The 18275-nt window shown below is 61.6% G+C and carries 16 protein-coding genes; 6 read left to right on the top strand and 10 right to left on the bottom strand.

Annotation, left to right across the window (positions count from 1 at the left end; translation table 11 throughout):
* Window positions 1-9 precede the first annotated feature (9 nt).
* On the top strand, window positions 10-618 hold the full coding sequence (locus AC4CWF_RS04920; protein WP_491284019.1) for an alpha/beta hydrolase: 609 nt from the start codon (window positions 10-12) through the stop codon (window positions 616-618).
* Between the two features lie 420 nt (window positions 619-1038).
* On the top strand, window positions 1039-1431 hold the full coding sequence (locus tag AC4CWF_RS04925) for a RidA family protein (protein ID WP_491284020.1): 393 nt from the start codon (window positions 1039-1041) through the stop codon (window positions 1429-1431).
* Between the two features lie 18 nt (window positions 1432-1449).
* Here the strand turns inward: AC4CWF_RS04925 and AC4CWF_RS04930 are convergent, their stop codons facing one another.
* The 8 genes from AC4CWF_RS04930 to AC4CWF_RS04965 all read right to left on the bottom strand — a co-directional run bounded on the left by AC4CWF_RS04930 (window position 1450) and on the right by AC4CWF_RS04965 (window position 10364).
* Window positions 1450-3054 carry a pyruvate kinase gene (locus AC4CWF_RS04930; protein WP_491284021.1) on the bottom strand — a complete coding sequence of 535 codons (1605 nt, stop codon included), beginning with the start codon at window positions 3052-3054 and terminating at the stop codon, window positions 1450-1452.
* 170 nt (window positions 3055-3224) lie between these two features.
* Window positions 3225-3794 (bottom strand): transglycosylase SLT domain-containing protein, encoded by a 570-nt coding sequence (locus AC4CWF_RS04935; RefSeq protein WP_491284022.1) that lies wholly within the window; start codon window positions 3792-3794, stop codon window positions 3225-3227.
* Between the two features lie 68 nt (window positions 3795-3862).
* Window positions 3863-4444, bottom strand: a complete 582-nt coding sequence (locus tag AC4CWF_RS04940; protein WP_491284023.1) for an NAD(P)H-dependent oxidoreductase — start codon at window positions 4442-4444, stop codon at window positions 3863-3865.
* 384 nt (window positions 4445-4828) lie between these two features.
* Window positions 4829-6244: an FAD-binding oxidoreductase gene (locus AC4CWF_RS04945; protein WP_491285217.1), complete on the bottom strand. Its 1416-nt coding sequence runs from the start codon at window positions 6242-6244 to the stop codon at window positions 4829-4831.
* A 1-nt stretch (window position 6245) separates the two neighbouring features.
* Window positions 6246-7553: a cytosine deaminase gene (locus AC4CWF_RS04950; RefSeq protein WP_491284024.1), complete on the bottom strand. Its 1308-nt coding sequence runs from the start codon at window positions 7551-7553 to the stop codon at window positions 6246-6248.
* The gene (locus AC4CWF_RS04955) at window positions 7553-8377 is read right to left on the bottom strand and encodes an ABC transporter permease (RefSeq protein WP_491284025.1); all 825 of its coding nucleotides are present in this window, start codon (window positions 8375-8377) and stop codon (window positions 7553-7555) included. Before AC4CWF_RS04955 ends, AC4CWF_RS04950 begins: the two co-directional genes overlap by 1 nt.
* A complete protein-coding gene (locus AC4CWF_RS04960; RefSeq protein WP_491284026.1) occupies window positions 8377-9210 on the bottom strand; it encodes an ABC transporter ATP-binding protein in 834 nt (277 codons plus the stop codon). The genes AC4CWF_RS04955 and AC4CWF_RS04960 overlap by 1 nt, the downstream gene beginning before the upstream one ends.
* A 176-nt stretch (window positions 9211-9386) precedes the next feature.
* Complete coding sequence (locus tag AC4CWF_RS04965; RefSeq protein ID WP_491285219.1) at window positions 9387-10364, bottom strand: ABC transporter substrate-binding protein; 978 nt, start codon at window positions 10362-10364, stop codon at window positions 9387-9389.
* Between the two features lie 223 nt (window positions 10365-10587).
* Between AC4CWF_RS04965 and AC4CWF_RS04970 the strand changes: the two genes are divergently transcribed.
* Window positions 10588-11553, top strand: a complete 966-nt coding sequence (locus AC4CWF_RS04970; RefSeq protein ID WP_491284027.1) for a LysR family transcriptional regulator — start codon at window positions 10588-10590, stop codon at window positions 11551-11553.
* A 3-nt stretch (window positions 11554-11556) separates the two neighbouring features.
* On the opposite strand, the gene AC4CWF_RS04975 is transcribed toward AC4CWF_RS04970, so the two are convergent.
* Window positions 11557-12354 (bottom strand): creatininase family protein, encoded by a 798-nt coding sequence (locus AC4CWF_RS04975; RefSeq protein ID WP_491284028.1) that lies wholly within the window; start codon window positions 12352-12354, stop codon window positions 11557-11559.
* Window positions 12355-12659: 305 nt separating this feature from the next.
* Here AC4CWF_RS04975 and AC4CWF_RS04980 point away from each other — a divergent pair, with 305 nt between their 5' ends.
* Window positions 12660-13112 carry a transglutaminase-like cysteine peptidase gene (locus AC4CWF_RS04980; RefSeq protein WP_491284029.1) on the top strand — a complete coding sequence of 151 codons (453 nt, stop codon included), beginning with the start codon at window positions 12660-12662 and terminating at the stop codon, window positions 13110-13112.
* Between the two features lie 74 nt (window positions 13113-13186).
* Here AC4CWF_RS04980 and AC4CWF_RS04985 read toward each other — a convergent pair whose 3' ends face one another.
* Window positions 13187-14080 (bottom strand): DMT family transporter, encoded by an 894-nt coding sequence (locus tag AC4CWF_RS04985; RefSeq protein WP_491284030.1) that lies wholly within the window; start codon window positions 14078-14080, stop codon window positions 13187-13189.
* Between the two features lie 202 nt (window positions 14081-14282).
* Here AC4CWF_RS04985 and AC4CWF_RS04990 point away from each other — a divergent pair, with 202 nt between their 5' ends.
* Together AC4CWF_RS04990 and AC4CWF_RS04995 are read left to right on the top strand one after the other, a co-directional pair.
* Window positions 14283-15581, top strand: coding sequence for an adenylosuccinate synthase (locus AC4CWF_RS04990; protein ID WP_491284031.1), 1299 nt, complete (start codon window positions 14283-14285; stop codon window positions 15579-15581).
* A 59-nt stretch (window positions 15582-15640) separates the two neighbouring features.
* Window positions 15641-18172 carry a hypothetical protein gene (locus tag AC4CWF_RS04995; protein ID WP_491284032.1) on the top strand — a complete coding sequence of 844 codons (2532 nt, stop codon included), beginning with the start codon at window positions 15641-15643 and terminating at the stop codon, window positions 18170-18172.
* Window positions 18173-18275 lie beyond the last annotated feature (103 nt).

An 18275-nucleotide genomic window follows, 5' to 3' on the forward strand; every position in this document is an offset into this window, starting at 1 on the left:
AGAGGCATCATGAGCACGGAAAGTTATCTGCACCGCGTGCGCTCGGGAAAACCGGGCGCACCCATCTTCTTCGTGTTTCACGGCACGGGCGGCGACGAAAACCAGTTTTTTGATTTCGGCAGCCGGCTTTTGCCGGAGGCAACGGTGATCTCGCCGCGCGGCGACGTTGCCGAACACGGCGCCGCCCGCTTCTTCCGCCGCAAGGCGGAAGGCATCTATGATCTCGACGATCTGGCGCGGGCGACCCAGCGGATGGCGGAGTTTGTGGCCGCCAACCGCGACAAATACCAGGCGGGGCCGGTTCTCGGTCTCGGCTTTTCCAACGGCGCCAATATTCTGGCCAATGTCGTGATCGAACAGCCGGACCTTTTTGCCGCCTCTGTGCTCATGCATCCGCTGATCCCGTTCGCGCCAGAACCGCGTCCGGGATCCGGCAAGGTGCTGATCACCGCCGGCGAACGCGATCCGATCTGCCCGGTCCCGCTCACACAGGCGCTGGCGGATTATTTCGTTGCGCAAGGCGAAGACGTGACGCTGGACTGGCACCCCGGCGGCCACGAAATCCGCCCCAACGAAATCGAAGCGCTCAAGGCTTTCCTTCAGCCCTACGGCGCCTGATCGGGAGGGCAAATGGTCTGGTCGCGTTGGGTGGCCGCATGCTCCCTTCTCCCCGTCCGATCCAGGACAATCGCATATGACGCAAGTCCCCTCCCAAACCCTCCCCACAAGGGGGAGGGCTTAACCCCGCCGCGCCCCTTTTTGCAGAATGGGACGATTGCCACGTCGTATCTCCCCCCTTGCGGGGGAGATGCCCGGCAGGGCAGAGAGGGTCTTATTTCAGATACGGTAGCCCTACCGTCAAAACGAGGAGAAGGTCGCGGCAACGGGATGAGGGGCACCTTGCGGCAAAGCGACCGGCCAATTCCAATTTCCCGCCCGACATCATTCCCGCTTGCCCGTATTCCCGCTTGCATGGGCAAAAACCCTGGCCGATAGTCTCTCCACCCGCCATGCATGCAGCCATTCCGGAGAGTTTTCTTGGACAAACAGGTCTTTAATCCCCCCTCGGTCAGAAAGCCGTTCGGGCACTATAATCATGGGCTTCTCGTGCCGCCGGGCGCTTCGCTGCTGGTGACGTCGGGACAGCTCGGCATTGCGCAAGACGACAGCATTCCCCCCGATGTGACAGGCCAGGCAGAGCTGTGTTTTCAGGCGATAGAGGCAATTCTGGTCGAGGCGGGTATGAGTTTTGCCGATGTCATCCGCATTTCCGGTTTCGTGACGAAGCGCGAGGATTTTGCGCCCTATATGGCCGTGCGCGATCGCTATACGGCGGAGCCGAAGCCGGTCTCCACGCTGATTATCGTTGGCGGCTTTACCCGGCCGGAATTTCTGGTCGAGGTGGAAGTCACCGCCGCCAAAGTGTTTTGACGGCGGCTTGGGGTTGGCTCAGTCGGGCCAGCTCTTTAATGCCCGCAGCATTGGCGTCTTCTTCATCATGTGGCCGTCCATACGCGAAAGCAGATGGTCAAGCAGCGAGACGGCCTCGGCCACGGCCGGGCCCTTGTTCAGCATCACGCATTCGGCGCGCGCGGCCATGGCTGCATCGGTCATTTCGCCGCGCGAGGGTAGGCCGGTCTTTACCAGATCTTCCAGCACCTGGGTCGCCCAGATGGTGGGAACGGCGGCGGCCTCGCAGATCCACAGGATCTCCTCCTGCATTTCCGCCACCCGTTCAAAGCCGATTTCGGCCGCCAGATCGCCGCGCGCGATCATCACGCCGAACGGGCGCCGGTGGCGGAGTGCTGTTGCGATGAGGGCGGGCAGGTTGCGCACGGCATCCGGATGCTCGATCTTGGCAACGAGGCCAAGCTTGCCTTTTCGCATGGCGGCCCTCTCTGCCCCGCCGGGCGTTGTGCCATCGTGGCGGGCAAGGGCTGCCTCCAGAAGATCGATATCTTCCGGCCGGCTGACGAAGGAATAACCGATCATGTCGGCGCATTCGACAACGCTCATGAGGTCTGCTTCGTCCTTGGCGGTGAGTGGCGACAGGCCAAGCGCCGTATCGGGCAGGTTGAGGCCCTTTTCCGGCTTGATCTTGGCGCCGCCGGTCTTGCAGCGGGTGACGCGCACCAGGGCGGCCGTTTCCGACAGGGCCTCCACCACGCCTTCCAGCTTGCCATCGTCGTAGCGGATGCGGTCGCCCAGCGAGAGGCGGGTCACGATCTGCGGCAGCGACACGGACGCGCAGACCCTTGCGCCGCCGGCAAGGCCGGGTTCTCCCTCGGCCGCAAGCCGAAACAGGTCGCCCACCTGCAGCTTGGCGCCCTTTGCCGGCGCCACGGTTTCCGTGCGGATTTTGGGGCCGGCAATGTCCATCAGCACCTTTACCGGGCGTGCCAGCCTTTCGCCGGCTGCGCGCACGTGGCCTGCCATGGCAAGCCAGGCATCGCGATCGTCGTGGGCGCAGTTGATACGGGCAATCGTCATGCCGCGCTTGACGAGATCGGCCACCATGTCGGGCGCATCGGCGGCCTCGCTCGGCAGCGTGACCATGATGCGGCAACGGCGATGGGAGGGCGCGGCCCCCAGCAGATCGCCTGCCGCTGCGGCAAGGGCTTGCTCCCCGTGAAAGAACGTTTCTTCCGTCGGGCGTGAAAAGGGCGGTGCAGAAGCCGTTGCGGCCGCAAGGCTTGCCAGAACGGCATCGAGCGTGGGCAGAACGCGGCTCTCAAGCCGTCCGAGCGAGGAAAAGCCAAGGCGCATCAGTTGGCGTTGCAGGGGCCGGATGTCGCGCCGGCGCAGCGTGAGGTAGTGGGAAAGATTGGCAAGACGCGCGGCATCTGCGGCAAGCAGGGGCGTTGCGCCGAAAAGCTCTTCGGCCAGCGGCTGAGATGCATCGGCAATCGCTGAACGCAGCGCCGCAACCTCGTCAAACACGGCTTTCAACTCGCCGGCATCGGCCGTATCTCCGCCGAGCGCCGCGATGGCCTTGGTGGCCGCCGCTTCCGCAGCGTCATCCGCGATTTCGTTATAGGTCTGTACCTGAAGCATGTTGGTCTCCGCATTGTCTGGCGCCAAGGCTGCGCTGCGGAGTTGACGATGGCATGACAGAAAAGGGGCGCGCCTTGCGTTTGCGCAAATGGAGCCGGCAGGAGTTGAGGCTGCGACGTCTTGGCGCAAGGACGACGCTGCGGCAGCGTCGTCCGGGAGGTCTTTCGTCCTCAGTAGCCGCAGGCGCGCAACTGGTTTTCGTAACGGCTTGCCATGCTGGCCGAACGCTGTGCTGCCTGACGGGTGCCGGAGGAAAACGCGCCACGCTCATAACCGCTATGGCCAGAATAATAGGCGAGATAAAGACGGTAGCCGTCTTCGAGCGGAATGCCGTTACGGTCATGGCTCTTGCGGTGATACCAGCCGACGAAATCGATGGCATCGCCGAAGTCGGAGCGGCTGGCGCCCCAGCGCCCGGTTTCGCGGCGATAGCTTTCCCAGGTGCCATCAAGCGCTTGCGCATAACCATAGGCAGACGACGCGCGTGTCCAGGGAATAAAGCCCAGCAGCTTCGTGCGGGGCGGCCGTGCGCGGGCGCGGAAACCGGATTCCGTATAGATCGTCGCCATCAGAACCGGCACCGGCACACCGTATCGTTGTGAAGCATTTTTGGCTTCGCGGGCCCAGTTGTTAAACAGTCCATCACGTTGTGCGAATATGGCGCAGGCATTGTCGATCCTGCTGGGGGCGGTACCGCACCCAACGAGCATCAGAAGGGCGATTAGTAGGACAATGCGCATCGCTTAACCTCTTGTTCCAAGAGATTTATAGCGATGAAAATTTAATTATGTCTTTAAACGATACAACTTTAGAAGCGTGCCATTTCGGTCTTTACACGCTGAAGGAATGCGGCGCGCGTGGCCTCGGTGCAGTTGTTCATGTCGTAATGGGCGAGAAATTTCACCGGTGCGCCGATGGCGATCTGTGCCCGGATGACACGTTTGATGACCTTTTTCGGCGGGTTTCCAACGAGAAAAGCCCGCATCGGTGTGCCGCCATAGGTCATCACCGCAGCCAGCTTGCGGATGTGGCGAAGCGTCGGCGTCAGCTTGCCGTTTTCGAGCGCGAAGGACACGCCCGGCAGCCAGACCCGGTCGAAATAACCCTTCAGCATCGCAGGAAAGCCGAAATTCCACACCGGCGTGCAGATCACCAGACCCTCGGCTTGTTTCAGCCGTTCCACATAGGGTTCAAGCCCCGCCATGTTCTCGGGATAATCGTGGTAGATGCGCCGACTGTGGGCCGAGAGTACCGGATCGAACCCTTCCGCATAAAGATCGCAGGCGTCAACGACATGACCTGCCTGCGCCAGACTTTCACAGGTCTGGCGAAACAGCGCCTTGCCATAACTTTCCTCAACGGGATGGGAATGCAGAACGAGTACGCGCATGAGAAAAGCTCCAAATCTTCGCCCGATGCAATCGCACTCGGGCTTCAGGTCAAAACTTCCGCGCCGTTTGTCCCAGCACCTTTATCCACCGCCGCCAGGCCGGGGATCAAAGCTGCCATGCCGGAAATCCTGCATGGGCCGGAAAGACCGGCCGGGAGTACCTTCGGAGTGAGTAAAGTGGCGGTGATTGTTAAATAAGGTCCTTCGTGTGATGCGATGTTGAGAGCGGGGCAGCCCCCTCATCCGCCTGCCGGCACCTTCTCCCCGAGGGGGAGAAGGGAGGAAGCCGCACCGTTTGTGGCTCTCCTCTCCCCTTGGGGAGAGGGTGGCCGAGCGAAGCGGAGGGCGGGTGAGGGGGAGCCCTGGACGAAAACCTGCGCGATCTTACTCCCCCGCTTCGGAAAAGGCCTGCAGGCCCGGAAACAGGTAGTTCTGGCCCGCCTTGAAATCGAAATCCGGATTGTCCCAGGCGATCATCTTGCCGGGGTTGAGAAGCCCCTGCGGATCGGTTTCCTTCTTGAAGGCAAGCTGGACTTCGTCCGTCTGCTTCATGCCGCCTTCTTCCAGCGTATAGCGGTGCGGGTTAAACACCGGGCAGCCATTCTCCTCGTGGATGCGGATGATCTCTTCCAGCCGCTCTTTTGTAGTGTAGCGCACCAGCGGCAGGCCGGAACATTGCATGCGCCCGTCGAACTTGATGAATTCCAGATGGCCGGGCACCTCGTCGCCAAAGATCTCCGTCATCTTGGCAACCTTTGCCACATGGTCCGGCCCCGGATATTGCACCTGCAGATAGGTGAAGCTCGGATCGACTTTTAGCGCCCGCAGCGTCGTGTGGTTCCAGCCGAGTTCGTAGGCATGTGGAATGCCCTTCATGCTCTCCACGGTATCGGAGCGGAACAGCACTTCGCCCTTCATCTTGTCCGTCAGCGCCAGGAACGGCTCCATGGACTGCGGCGCCACCATCAGGACCACGATGGACTGGTCGCGGTGGCGGATGAACGGCTTGTGGCGGGGGAAGAAATCGAACGGGATCGGCGCTGCAATCGGCGCGACTTCCTTGAGCAAAATGCCGTTCTTGTGGGCGAGCGCATCGGCAAGACGGACGGCATCCATGTAATCGTCGTAACCGACGAGCACATCCACCCAGTCATAGGCGGGGGCCAGCGGCATTTCCACCTGCGTGATAATGCCATTGGTGCCATAGGCATGGGTCACCTTCTGCAGGTCCCAGGCCTTGAGGTCGAGCACGCGCGGTTCCGCCTCCATGGTGACGACGCGCAGCGACAGGATATTGCCGAGATCGCGAAGCCCGCCCCAATGAATGGAGCCGACGCCGCCGGAGCCGCCGGCCACGAACCCGCCGATGGTGGCCGATTGCGCCGTGGAGGGGTGAAAACGCAGCTCCTGTCCGGAATGGGCTTTCGTCTGGCGGTCCAGTTCGGCAATCACGATGCCGGGTTCGCAGATGACGCGGCCGGGATGGATTTCCTTCACCTTGTTCATGTTGATGAGGTTCAACACGATGCCACCGGCAAGCGGCATGGCCTGCCCGTAATTGCCGGTTCCCGCTCCGCGCGGCGTGACCGGCACGCCATGCGCATAAGCCACTTTCAGGGTGCGGATGACCTCTTCTTCCGAGGTTGGCGACACCACGAGATCGGCCGTCACATGGTCAAGCTCGGCCTTCAGGATGGGGGAATACCAGTAGAAATCCCGGCTTTTCTGGCGCACCAGCGCCGGATTATCTTCGACCGCAATGCCGTCGAGGTCTTTCTTGATCTGCGCGTAATCGGCCATGTTATCGGTCCAGAATGGGGTCAAGGTCACGGTAATCCGGCAGGCGGCGGTCGATGCCCATGCCATTCCGCATCACGATGCGGTCCGCCTGCGGACGGGAAAGAAATTCGCTCCAGCGGCGCGCCGAAAACAACACGAGATCGGCGGCAAGGCCCGCCTTGATGCGGCCGATATCGGAGCGGCCGAGACTGTCGGCGGGGGTCGTCGTCACCACGCGCGCGGCCTCATCGAGCGGATGGTCGAGATGCAGGATGCGCACCGATTCGCGAAACACTTCCACGGCATCGAGGTCGCCATAGGCATAAAAGGGATCGCGGGTGTTGTCGGAGGAGACGGAGGTTTTGACGCCGGCCGCCGTCAGTTCATGAAACAGTGTGACGCCGCGCCAGCGTGGTGTGCGCCCCGCATGGCGATCCTGCAGATACATGTTGCACATGGGAAGCGACACGACCGAAAGGCCGGCTTCGGCCACCAGATCCACCGTCCGCTTGGCCAGTTCCTCGTCCTGGCGCGCCAGCGAGCAGCAATGACCGACGGTGACAGCGCCCTCAAAACCGAGCCGCAGTTTTGTCTCGGCAATGGTTTTCAGCGTCAAGACCTGCCGGTCTTCCGTCTCATCCACATGCAGGTCGATGTCGAGGCCATGGTCGGCGGCTGCCCGAAACAGGGTTTCGAGGATCTTTTCGAAGTCGGGCAGGATGCGGGTGGCACCGCCGAGAAGGCCGCCATGGCGTTTGGTGACCGCTACGATATCGGCAAACACCGGTTCATTCAGCACCTGCTCCAGCGGCAGAAGCGCCACGGCCTGCAGGGCGATACGGTCCTGCCATTCCGCGCGCAGTTCGGAGAAGACCTCGAAGGAAATGCCGTGTTGCGGCGGAATGCTGTCGAGATGGGTGCGGATGAGTTTCGTGCCGTGGGCATAGGCTGTCTTCAGCGAAAATTCCATGCGGGCGCGCACGTCTTCCGCCGACCAGTTTTCCGTGCGGTCGGCACTGACGTTTTCGAGCGCGCCTAAGAAGGTGCCGTCCGGATTGCGGCGGCGCTCCCAGATGTGGCCCTTGTCGAGATGGGTGTGCATGTCGACAAAACAGGGAAACACCATGCCATCGCGCAGATCGGCGCGGGGAAGGGCAGCCGGTGCCGTGCCGGGCGAAACGATGCTTTCGATTTTGCCGCCGGCAATGATCAGGTCGGCTGCAACGAGGCCTTCCGTTGCTGGGGCGTCATAACCTTCGACGGTGATCGCGGGCAGGGTGGCATTGGCCAGAACGAAATGGTCGGCCTTTGGAAGATCGAGAAAGGACATCAGTTTTCTCTCCTTATGCTGCTCTCGTGCCAGCGGTGAAGCCCGAGCCAGGCGATGAAGGAGGTGATGGCAAAGATCACCACGCCAAGCGCCGAGAGGAGAATGAGGGCCGCAAACAGGCGCGGAATGTTGAGGCGGTACTGGGCTTCGAGAAGCCGGAAGGCGAGGCCGGAGCCGGCACCGGCCGAGCCCGCGGCAAATTCGGCCACCACGGCTGCAATCAGCGACAGACCGCCGCCGATGCGAAGTCCGGTCATGAAATAGGGAAGCGACGCCGGAAGTTTCAGGTAAATCAGCGTCTGCCAGCGCGAGGCGCCGTAGAGATCAAACAGGTTCAAGAGGTTATGATCGACGCTCTTCAGCCCCTGCACCATGTTGGAGAGGATCGGAAAGAAGGCAACGAGGAAGGCGCAGATGAGAAGCGCCACCTGCGTCGTCGGGGCATAGATGAGGATCAGCGGTGCAATGGCAACGATGGGGGTGACCTGCAGGATGACGGCGATCGGATAAAACGCCGTCTCGATCCATTTCGACTGGACGAGAAACACCGCGATGCCAACGCCGCCAACTAGTGCCAGCGCCAAAGCCGACAGCGTGATCTTTGTGGTGACCCAAAGCGCCGGCGACAGCGTGCCCCAGTCCTTGACGAGGGCGACAGACACCGCACCGGGGCCAGGCAGGATATATTGTGGCACGCCGGTCGCCGTGACGAGGATCTGCCAGAGGAGGATAAGGCAGACGACGACGAGAATTGGAATGGCGATGCGTAGCAGGGTTTCGCGGTTGCGGGCGAGGAAGGATGGAGGCATGGCGGTCTGGCTCATCAATGCATCTCCATGCCGTCGGCGAGCGGAAAGCCGATCGCTTCCATCAGCGAATGCGACACCTTCTCGCAGGTGGCGCGGTATTCTTCCGACGTGCGGTAAAGGGGCCCGCGGTCGAGGCTGGTGACCAGCGGAAAATCCGCATGGACGCGGCCGGGCCGCGCCTTCATCACCACGATGCGGTTGGAGAGATAGGCGCTTTCGAACACGGAATGGGTGACGAAGATGACGGTGATGCCCGTTTCGCGCCAGAGCCGCAGCACGTCGTCGTTCAGCTTCTGGCGGGTGATCTCGTCAAGGGCGGCAAACGGCTCATCCATCAGCAGCAGCTTCGGCTTGGTCACCAACGCGCGGGCAATCGAAACGCGCATCTTCATGCCGCCTGAAAGCTCGCGCGGATAGGCGTCGGCGAAATCTTTGAGCCCCACCATATCGAGACAGGCCATGATATTTTCGCGCGCGGTGGCCTTGGATATGCCGGTCAGCCGCAGCGGCAGGTAGACATTGCCGAACACCGTCTGCCACGGCATCAGCGTCGGTTCCTGGAAAACGAAGGAGATATCGCCCTCCGGCAGGCCCTTGGAATTGATGCGCGAGCTTGGCCAATCGATCTCGCCGGTGGTGACATCGCCAAGGCCCGCAATGATGCGCAGCGCCGTCGACTTGCCGCAACCGGAGGGGCCGAGCAGGCTCACGAACTCGCCGCCCTGTACGGTCAGCGACATCTGCGACAACGCCAGCGTGCCGCTCGAAAAACTCTTGGACACATTGCGCATCGCCACCAGCGGACGCTTGTGGGAGGCGGTGGGCGGTGTGGCTTCAGTCTCGGTCATGAAAGGCCTTGTTCGATTGGCATGTGTGTGGGGCGGGGGGCTGGAAAGCCGGCGGCAACGTCTGGTTGGTTTGCCAACAGGATTTCCAGAAAGATCGCCTTTGCGGGTATTCCCAAAAAGCGCCCCCTCACCCTGGCCCTCTCCCCCGTCAAGACGGGGAGAGGGGACTTTGCCGCCTACTTCTTCAGCGCCATGCCGACGCCCTTGCAGACGAACTTGGTGGAATAGGCTTTTTTGTAATCGAGGTCGGCCGGCTGCACGCCAATCTGCACCATCTCCTCGAAGAATTTCTTGTAGCGCTCGTCGGTGATGCAACCGATGCCCTTGGTGAGCGCATCGCCGGATTCCACGATGCCGTATTCCTTCATCTTTTCGATGGAATAGGAGATCTGGCCATCCGTCATCTCCGGATTGTCCTTTTTGATCAGCGCGTTCGCCTTGGAATTGTCACCGTAGAGATAGGTGTACCAGCCCTCGATCGTGGCATCGACGAAACGCTGCACCACATCCGATTTGGTGTCGATCATCGTCTGTGTGGTGGTGATCATCGTCGAATAGGGGCTGTAGCCGGCGTCAGCCAGCAGGAACACCTTTGGCGTCCAGCCGGCCTGCTTGCCGATCTCGTAAGGCTCGGAGGTGAGATAACCCTGCTGGGCAGATTTCTTGTCGGCGATGAAGGGGGCCGGGTTGAACGTGTAGGGCTTGTACTGCTCTTCCTTGAAGCCCGCAAAGTTCTTCTTCATCCACTCGAAATAGGTGACGTAACCTTCCTTGCCCATGAAGATGGTATCGAGCTTGGCAAGGTCACCGAACTTTTCGACGCCGGCATCCGGATGCGCCAGCAGCACCTGCGGATCCTTCTGGAAAATCGAGGCAACCGAGACGAGCGGGATGCCCTGCTTGACGGCATCCATGTCGCCGAGCGGCCCGCCCATGTAGAAATCCACCTTGCCGGCAATCAGCAGCGACCGGTTGGCCGCATTCGGCCCGCCCTGTACGATGGTGACCTTAAGGCCATGCTTCTCATAGGTGCCATCGGCCACGGCCTGGTAAAAGCCGCCATGTTCGGCCTGCGCCAGCCAGTTCGTGCCATAGGTCACTTCATCCAGCGCAAAAGCCTGCCCGCCCAGCGCGATGCCGGTGCAAAGAGCCATGCCGGCCAGAGTGGTCTTCAAATTTCGCAGCGTGTCCATTCGACCTGTTCCCTTTTTCGGTGCCGGGATGCTCTTTGCGGCGTCCCTTTGAAACATTTCAGCCATTGCTTTCGCGCTTTGAAAAGCATCAAAATTCGCACGGATTGATGCCTTTATGGCAGCGGTGGTCTAGCCGCTGCACAAATTGTGCGTCATGATCAAAACTTAAGCAATGGGACCTGTCATGCTGCACTCGCGAAAACTCCAGTACATCGATGAAATCGCCCGCTGCGGCTCCATTCGCAAGGCGGCGGCGCGGCTCAATGTTGCCTCGTCTGCCATCAACCGTCAGATCCTGGCGCTGGAGGAGGAGCTTGGCGCGCAGATCTTCGAACGCCTGCCGCGCGGCCTGCGGCTGACGGCTGCGGGGGAATTGTGCATCGAACATATCCGCGAGGTGCTGAAGGCTTATGACAAGCTGGAAACGCGGGTGCGCGGCCTCAAAATGCCGCAGGTGGGCCGTGTTTCGATGATTTCCACGGTCGGGCTTGCGGCCGGCCCGCTGCCGGAAATTATTGCACGTTTCGTCGAAAAACATCCGCGCATGCGCATCCAGCTGGCCATTGACGGGGCGACCACCACCGCCAATCCGGTGCTCTCAGGCGAGGTCGATCTCGGCATCGGCTTTAATATCCCCGCAACACCGGGGCTACGCACGCTTGCCACCTTCGATATCCCGATCGGCGTCGTGATGCCGCCCGATCATCCGCTGGCAGGCGAGGAGGGGCCGGTGGATCTGGCGAAAGTCTTGCAGGAACCGCTGGTTCTGGCCCAGCCCGGCATGAGCCTTCGCACCATGATCAACCTCATCCTGTCACCGCTGCCGATGTCGGTGGAGCCGGTGGTGGAAACCGGCGCGCCGGAAACGCTGCGCCATCTGGTGAAGCGCGGAACCGGCCTCACCTTCCTCAATCCGCTCGATGTGATCGGCGATTGCAGCCGCGGCGAACTGGTGTTTCGCCCGCTTGCCGAATCGCAGCGTCGTCACCAGCCGATGAAGCTGTTTGCCCGCTCGCGCGCCACGCTTGACACGGCAACCAGCCTGTTTGTCGAATTCCTGCTCGCCGAACTGGGCACGCAGGTGGCCGAGCTGGAGGCCAAGGGCCATGTGCCGCCGCAACACGGCCGCGAGGCGAGTGCGCGCGATTGAGGATCACGGCGTATAGAGGTTGGAGAGCGGGTAGTGTGTGAGATCCCGCAGCAGTTCGATAAAGCCAGCCACCTGATGGCGGCAGATGGCAGCGCCTTTTTCCGCAGTGCCGGCCGCCGCATTGCCGACAACGCCTGCCGGGTTAAGGTCATGGGCGATCCAGGCCAGCGCATGCGGCGGCAGCGGCTGCAGGAAGCGCGAGCTTTTCTTCATCTCCTCGGCGCGCGAGGCAAAATTTTCAGCCTTGTCCATCCGCACCAGTTCGGGGCGGAAGTGCAGCATCAGCGATGTCTCCACCTCGCCGCCATGGATGCCGAATTTCTGCTCGTGTTCGCTGATCATACCCTCCGGCTGGCCAAAGCGTGCCCATTGCGTGGCAACCGCGGCCATGCCGAAACGCACCCGCATTTCGCGCGACACGATGCTCATGATGTCGAGATTGCCGCCGTGCGAATTGACCATCACCAGTTTGCGCACGCCGGCCTCGGCCACCTTGCCGCCGATGGCGGTCCAGGCGGGAATGAGGATATCGGCGCCGAGCGACAGCGTGCCGGGGCCATGGACATGTTCGTTTGCCTTGCCGATTTCCTGCGTCGGCAGAACCAGAATGTCGAGATCGTCAGGACGCTGGGTCTTCAGCTCCGCCAGCATGCCGTTTGCAATCGCAACGTCGGTTGCGATCGGCAGATGCGGCCCGTGCTGTTCGGTGGAGGCAAGCGGCAGGATGGCGATGGTTCGGTCGGGCGAAAGGCCGGCAAAATCATGGGTGTTCAGTTCATTCCAGTAAAACGGCTTGGCCATCGCATATCCTCTCGCGCTCTTGTTCTCTTGGATACGGCAATCGCAGCGGGTCCGAAAAGCGCCAAATTTCGTGCGGCTTGATGCCTTTTTGCGCGCACGTCAGCTGGTTCTTTTTGGACCAATCCCGTTTCGGGAAAAAATTGCGTTTCGCTAAAATTGTCGAAACTGGCTTAAGCGGCCAGCAAAAGCAGCGGTTTATAACGGGGTCATTCTCGGAACAGATGTCCGGGCGGCGCCGCAAGCGGGGCCGGTGAACCGAAACGGGACGGCGCCTCCACGCAGTCCGAAACGACAGGGCAGACGACATGTCGAAAACCATTGTAGCCGTAGCGACCCTTCTCTCGGTCCTCACCTGCGGTACAGCCGAAGCAGCCGGTCCCGGTGGTTTTGCCCGCAGCGCTTTCATTGGCCTGTCGCAGCACCACGAACTTGCGACAGCCGAGGTTGCGCCGGCAGCACCGTATGAGACGGATTACCAGGCGGTGCAGGCGCTGAACATTGCCGTCAACGAGACCATCGGAACGCTGGACGGTTATTTTGACAGCCTTGCGGCCGATGCCACCGGCAAGCCGGCCGGTCCCGGCCTTTGCACCGATTGCGCCCGCATCAAGCAGGAGGCGCTGGTTGAGCGCGGCCAGCCGGCGGACGAGTTGCGCATCGGCTTTCTGATGACGCCGGCCGGAACGGTCGAGCGTGTGCTGATCGTGTCCACCGGCAATGGCGACCTCGTGCTCGACAACCGCGTGCCGCAGATCTGATTTTCTGCTCTCACAGTCTGTTCAAGAATTCTCTCTGGCGTAGAGAAAATGCCATTGCAGACCGCCAGAGAGAATTATGGGACGGACTGGGCCGGCTTCCACCGCTCGGCAATGGCAATGCCGCCAAGGGCGAGCACCAGCGCCAGCACATGAAACAGCTGCAGCTGTTCGCCGATCACAAGCACGGACAACAGCGTGCCGAACACCGGCACCAGGTTGATGAACAGGCCGGCCCGGTTGGCGCCGATATGGCCGATGCCCTGGATATAAAAGATCTGCGCCACCAGCGAGGCAAATAGGCCCGTATAAAGCGCCGCCGTCCAGCCGGATGCGTCCGGCCACATCATGGTTCCGGCCGAATATTCCCACAAGACCAGCGGAAACGTGCAGATCAGTGCCACCAGCGCCGGGATGGCCATTAGCGTGCGCCAGTCCACCGGCGGGCGCCAGCGCAGCACGATCGTATAGGCGGCATAGGCGATGACCGCGATCACCATCAGCGCATCGCCGAAATTCACCGTCAACGACAGAAGTGTCGTGAGGTCCCCATGCGAGACGGTCAGCGCCACACCGATCAGGGTCAGCGAAAATCCGAGAATCTGTGCCAGTGATACGCGGATGCGGAAAAACACGAAATTGGCAAGGAAGATCAGGAACGGAATGCCGGCCTGTTCGATGGCGACATTGATCGCCGTCGTATAATGCACGGCGTTGTACAAAAGCACGTTAAACAGCGTGTATCCGACAGCGCCTAAAAAGATCATCAGCGGCAGATGTTTGCGGGCCACCGGCCAGTCGCGCTTCAACTGCGGCAGCGAAATGGCAAAAATGATGGCGCAGGCAAAGATCCAGCGCCACATGGTCAGCATCATCGGGCTGACATGGCCGACCGCGAGCTTTCCCACGACGGCATTGCCGCCCCAGCAGAGCGTGGCGATGATGAGATAGGCATAGGCTTTGATATGCAAGGGTGCTCTCCCGGGCGAGACCCCGGAAAGAACATGGCTTTCCGGTTGTTTTATCGTGGGAATAACCGCTTGAACGCCAGCCTGTCACGTAAAAACAGGCGAAAAGGTCATAAACGGGTCGCTTTCCCGGAAATCACACAGTATAGATGCGCCGGTTTGGGCAGGGCGTTGAAGCCTGGCGACAGAGCAGGAAAGCTTTAAGATGACGAATGTCGTGGTAATCGGTTCGCAATGGGGTGACGAGGGCAAGGGCAAGATCGTCGATTGGCTCTCGGAACGGGCCGATATCGTCGTGCGTTTCCAGGGCGGCCACAATGCCGGCCATACGTTGGTGATTGATGGCGTCAGCTATAAGCTGTCGCTTCTCCCCTCGGGCGTTGTGCGCCCCGGCAAGATGGCCGTCATCGGCAATGGCGTTGTGGTCGATCCGCATGCGCTGATCGCCGAAATCGGCCGCCTGAAGGCGCAGAACGTTGAAGTGACGCCGGAAAACCTGCGCATTGCCGAAAACGCCACGCTCATTCTCTCTCTCCACCGCGAACTGGACGGCATGCGCGAAGACGCCGCCTCCAACAGCGGCACCAAGATCGGCACCACCCGCCGCGGCATCGGCCCGGCCTATGAAGACAAGGTCGGCCGCCGTGCCATCCGCGTCATGGATCTGGCTGATCTCGATGCGCTGGAAGCCAAGGTGGAACGCATCCTCACCCATCACAACGCGCTGCGCCGTGGTTTTGGCGCGCCGGAAGTCGAGCATTCCACGATCATGGAAGAGCTGACCTCGATTGCCGATCGCGTGCTGCCCTTCATGGATTCGGTCTGGCGCCTGCTCGACAAGGAACGCCGCAAGGGTTCGCGCATCCTGTTTGAAGGCGCGCAAGGGTCCCTTCTGGATATCGACCACGGTACCTATCCGTTTGTCACCTCGTCGAACACGGTTGCCGGCCAGGCCGCTGCCGGTTCCGGCATGGGTCCGGGCTCGCTCGGTTATATCCTTGGCATCACCAAGGCCTATACGACGCGCGTCGGTGAAGGCCCGTTCCCGACGGAACTGACCGATGAAATCGGCCAGTTCCTGGGTGAAAAGGGCCATGAATTTGGCACCGTCACCGGGCGCAAGCGTCGTTGCGGCTGGTTTGACGCCGCACTCGTGCGCCAGTCGGTTGCCACCAACGGCATCACCGGCATCGCGCTCACCAAGCTCGACGTGCTCGATGGCCTGGATGAGCTGAAGATCTGCGTCGGCTACACGCTCGACGGACAGGAAATCGATTACCTGCCGGCTGCCCAGGCGGCGCAGGCGCGTGTCGAACCGATTTACATCACGCTGGAAGGCTGGAAGGGTTCAACCGTCGGTGCCCGCAAGTGGGCGGATCTGCCGGCTCAGGCAATCAAGTATGTCCGTCAGGTGGAGGAGTTGATCGGCGCGCCGGTGGCGCTTCTGTCCACCAGCCCCGAGCGGGATGACACGATACTTGTGACAGACCCTTTTGAAGATTAAAGTCCAGCGCTATCTACCTTTTCACTCGGCGCGCTGCCGGTGATCAAGAGAAAGTATCAATGGCTGATTTTGTAGCGGTTATTCGCCGGGCCGTGGATGGCCTGGCGAACAATAATCCCGAAATGCGTATTCGGGTTTACGAGAAGGCTCGCGGCGCCGTTCAACGGCAGCTGGAGAACATGAAGCCGCGCCCCTCCGATGAGATGCTGCGCCGCCAGATGGACAAGCTGGAAGCTGCGATCCGCGAGGTCGAGGCCGAGCATCGGGAAGCTGCGCCTGCCGCTGACGCGCCAGATGTTCCGTTTGAGGATGCAGCGCCGGCAGTCATGGCGGCGGCTCCGGCCGTTGCGGCCTGGCAGGAGCCAGCGGCTGAAGAGCATGCCCCTGAAGAGGTTGTAGAACAGCCGGTTGCGGAACAGGCTGCCTATGAACCGGCGCCCGTTGCGGAGCCTGTGCAGGAAGTTGAATACCCTGCAGACGCTGAGGCTTACGCCGAAGTGGCACCGGAAGAGGTGGAGCCGGCCTATTCGGCGCCTGAGCCCATGGTCGAGCCGGAACCTGCGTCGCATTACGCAGAAGAGCCCGTTACCCAGCTGCCGGTTGAGCCGGAACCTGCACCTTATGTTGAAGAGCCGGCCTCCTATGCCCGGGCACCGCAGGCGCTGGAAGAACACCAGGATCTGACGGATCTGCCGGCCGATGCACCGCAGACTTATGCGCCGCGCGACGAAAACCCCTTTGCTGACGACGAGCCGCTCGCGACCTCGCAGGAGGTTGCCGCGCCCGTTGCAGCCGTCGAGGAACCGCGCTTTCCAGCCTATGACGAGCCGCCGCGCAGCCGCTCGCAAATGGCGCCGGCCTGGCCGGATGCGCCATCGACGGCCCCTTCGCTCGAAACGGCTGATCCCTTTGCCTCCGATCTCGACGATCCCCATGCGCGTCCCGCAGAGGCTGGCGTGCAGGAGCAGGCGAGCGATCCATGGTCTGTGACGCCGGCCTCTTCGCAGGAGCTGGACCGCACTGCCGAGCCGCTTGCCGAGGATAGCCAGCATGTCGCCGATCCGGCCCCGTCTTCCGGCTGGAACACCACGACCGAGTGGAATGCCAGTGCTGATTGGCAGGCACTGGACGAAAAGCTGCCGGACGAAAAGCTGAATGACGAACCGGTTGCGCCGGCATCGAACTTCGATGATCGTCAGGCCGCCGATCTCTTTGATGCGCATTTCGACCGGGAAGCCCATGCAAGGGCAAGTGTCGAGATGCCGGCTGTCGCCGATCTGCCGGATTATCCGGCAACCGACAAGGCGGTGCCGCCGGAAAACGATCCGCTGGCCACCTATCTGCAGCCGGTCCAGACGCCGGCAAGGGTTGAAGCGCCTGCCAAGGCAAGCGATCCGTGGAACGATCTGGAGCAGTTGATCGGTTACGACAAGACGGCCGCTGAAAAGGGTGGGCGTGGGGAAGATCTGCCGTCGGAAGAACCCGATCTTGCAGATGCCGCACCGGCGCGTGCCTACCGCGTCCAGTCCAAGCCGAAGCGCAATTACGGCGTTCTGGTGCTGGCCGTGCTCGGCCTTGCCGTGCTTGGCGGCGGCGGTTACGCCATCTGGCAAAACCGCGATGCGCTCGATAACATCGTCGGCAACGTGACGGGTGAGACTGCGGCACCGCAGACGGCCTCTGCACCGCCGGCTGCCCAGACGGGCACGGCACCCGCGACCCCGCCGCAAACCGGAACGAACGTCGCAACGGGCGCTGCCGGCAAACCGGCAAACGGCACGCCTGCAGGTGCTGCAGGTGCCGTCACGCCAGAGGCCGCCGGGCCCAACAAGTTCACGCAGCGCCTTCTGGCAAACGGAACGGAAGTCGATGAAGGCGTCGGCGGCCCGGCAGTGGGCAGCACCAGCCAGTCGATTGCCCAGCTGAACGCCCCGGCTGCAGCGCCGGAAGCTGGCGCTAACACCAATGCGGCGACTGCACCGGCCGCGCCAAGCAGCAGTGCCCCGGCTGCAAACCCCGCCGCAACGCCTGCCGTTTCCGGTGAAAAGATCTTCCTTTACGAAGAACGCATCGGCCAATCCTCGCCGACCGCCATCGAAGGCAGCGTCTCCTGGTCGCTGCAGAGCGAAACGGGCGAAAACGGCAAGCCTGAGCCTGTGGTGCAGGGACGCATCAACCTACCGGAACGCGGGCTGACGGCGCTCGTCACCTTCAAGCGCAATGCGGATGCGTCGCTTCCGGCCAGCCATCTGGTGGAATTCGTCTTCTCGCTTCCGGCTGATTTCGAGGGCGGCGCCATCGAAAGCGTGCAGCGTATTTCGATGAAGGCCACCGAGCAGGATCGTGGCGATCCGTTGATTGCGGTTCCGGCCAAGATCACGCCGGACTTCCACATGATCGCGCTCAATGATTTCCCCGATGCGCGTGCCCGCAACATGGAACTTCTGAAGAGCCGCAACTGGCTGGATGTGCCGATCATCTACGGCACAGGCCGCCGCGCGCTTCTGACATTGCAGAAGAGTCCGGAAGGCGTGAAGGCGTTCGATCAGGCCATCAGCGAATGGGCAGCCCTTGCCCCGAACGGCCAGTAAGGTTTCGCTCCAGAGCTGACACTCTATCAAAAATCCGCCGGGTTCGCCCGGCGGATTTTTTTCGTGCGGGGTGTTCCAAAACGTCATCCTGCCGCCATCATCG

This window comes from Neorhizobium sp. PAMB6630, from assembly GCF_058242775.1.

What these genes read in the sequence shown, in the direction of transcription:
- AC4CWF_RS04920 (WP_491284019.1), top strand. Translation starts at nt 10, where the DNA reads ATGAGCACGGAAAGTTATCTGCACCGCGTGCGCTCGGGAAAACCGGGC.
- AC4CWF_RS04930 (WP_491284021.1), bottom strand. Translation starts at nt 3,054, where the DNA reads ATGCTTCAGGTACAGACCTATAACGAAATCGCGGATGACGCTGCGGAA.
- AC4CWF_RS04935 (WP_491284022.1), bottom strand. Translation starts at nt 3,794, where the DNA reads ATGCGCATTGTCCTACTAATCGCCCTTCTGATGCTCGTTGGGTGCGGT.
- AC4CWF_RS04940 (WP_491284023.1), bottom strand. Translation starts at nt 4,444, where the DNA reads ATGCGCGTACTCGTTCTGCATTCCCATCCCGTTGAGGAAAGTTATGGC.
- AC4CWF_RS04945 (WP_491285217.1), bottom strand. Translation starts at nt 6,244, where the DNA reads ATGGCCGATTACGCGCAGATCAAGAAAGACCTCGACGGCATTGCGGTC.
- AC4CWF_RS04950 (WP_491284024.1), bottom strand. Translation starts at nt 7,553, where the DNA reads ATGTCCTTTCTCGATCTTCCAAAGGCCGACCATTTCGTTCTGGCCAAT.
- AC4CWF_RS04955 (WP_491284025.1), bottom strand. Translation starts at nt 8,377, where the DNA reads ATGAGCCAGACCGCCATGCCTCCATCCTTCCTCGCCCGCAACCGCGAA.
- AC4CWF_RS04960 (WP_491284026.1), bottom strand. Translation starts at nt 9,210, where the DNA reads ATGACCGAGACTGAAGCCACACCGCCCACCGCCTCCCACAAGCGTCCG.
- AC4CWF_RS04965 (WP_491285219.1), bottom strand. Translation starts at nt 10,364, where the DNA reads ATGGCTCTTTGCACCGGCATCGCGCTGGGCGGGCAGGCTTTTGCGCTG.
- AC4CWF_RS04970 (WP_491284027.1), top strand. Translation starts at nt 10,588, where the DNA reads ATGCTGCACTCGCGAAAACTCCAGTACATCGATGAAATCGCCCGCTGC.
- AC4CWF_RS04975 (WP_491284028.1), bottom strand. Translation starts at nt 12,354, where the DNA reads ATGGCCAAGCCGTTTTACTGGAATGAACTGAACACCCATGATTTTGCC.
- AC4CWF_RS04980 (WP_491284029.1), top strand. Translation starts at nt 12,660, where the DNA reads ATGTCGAAAACCATTGTAGCCGTAGCGACCCTTCTCTCGGTCCTCACC.
- AC4CWF_RS04990 (WP_491284031.1), top strand. Translation starts at nt 14,283, where the DNA reads ATGACGAATGTCGTGGTAATCGGTTCGCAATGGGGTGACGAGGGCAAG.
- AC4CWF_RS04995 (WP_491284032.1), top strand. Translation starts at nt 15,641, where the DNA reads ATGGCTGATTTTGTAGCGGTTATTCGCCGGGCCGTGGATGGCCTGGCG.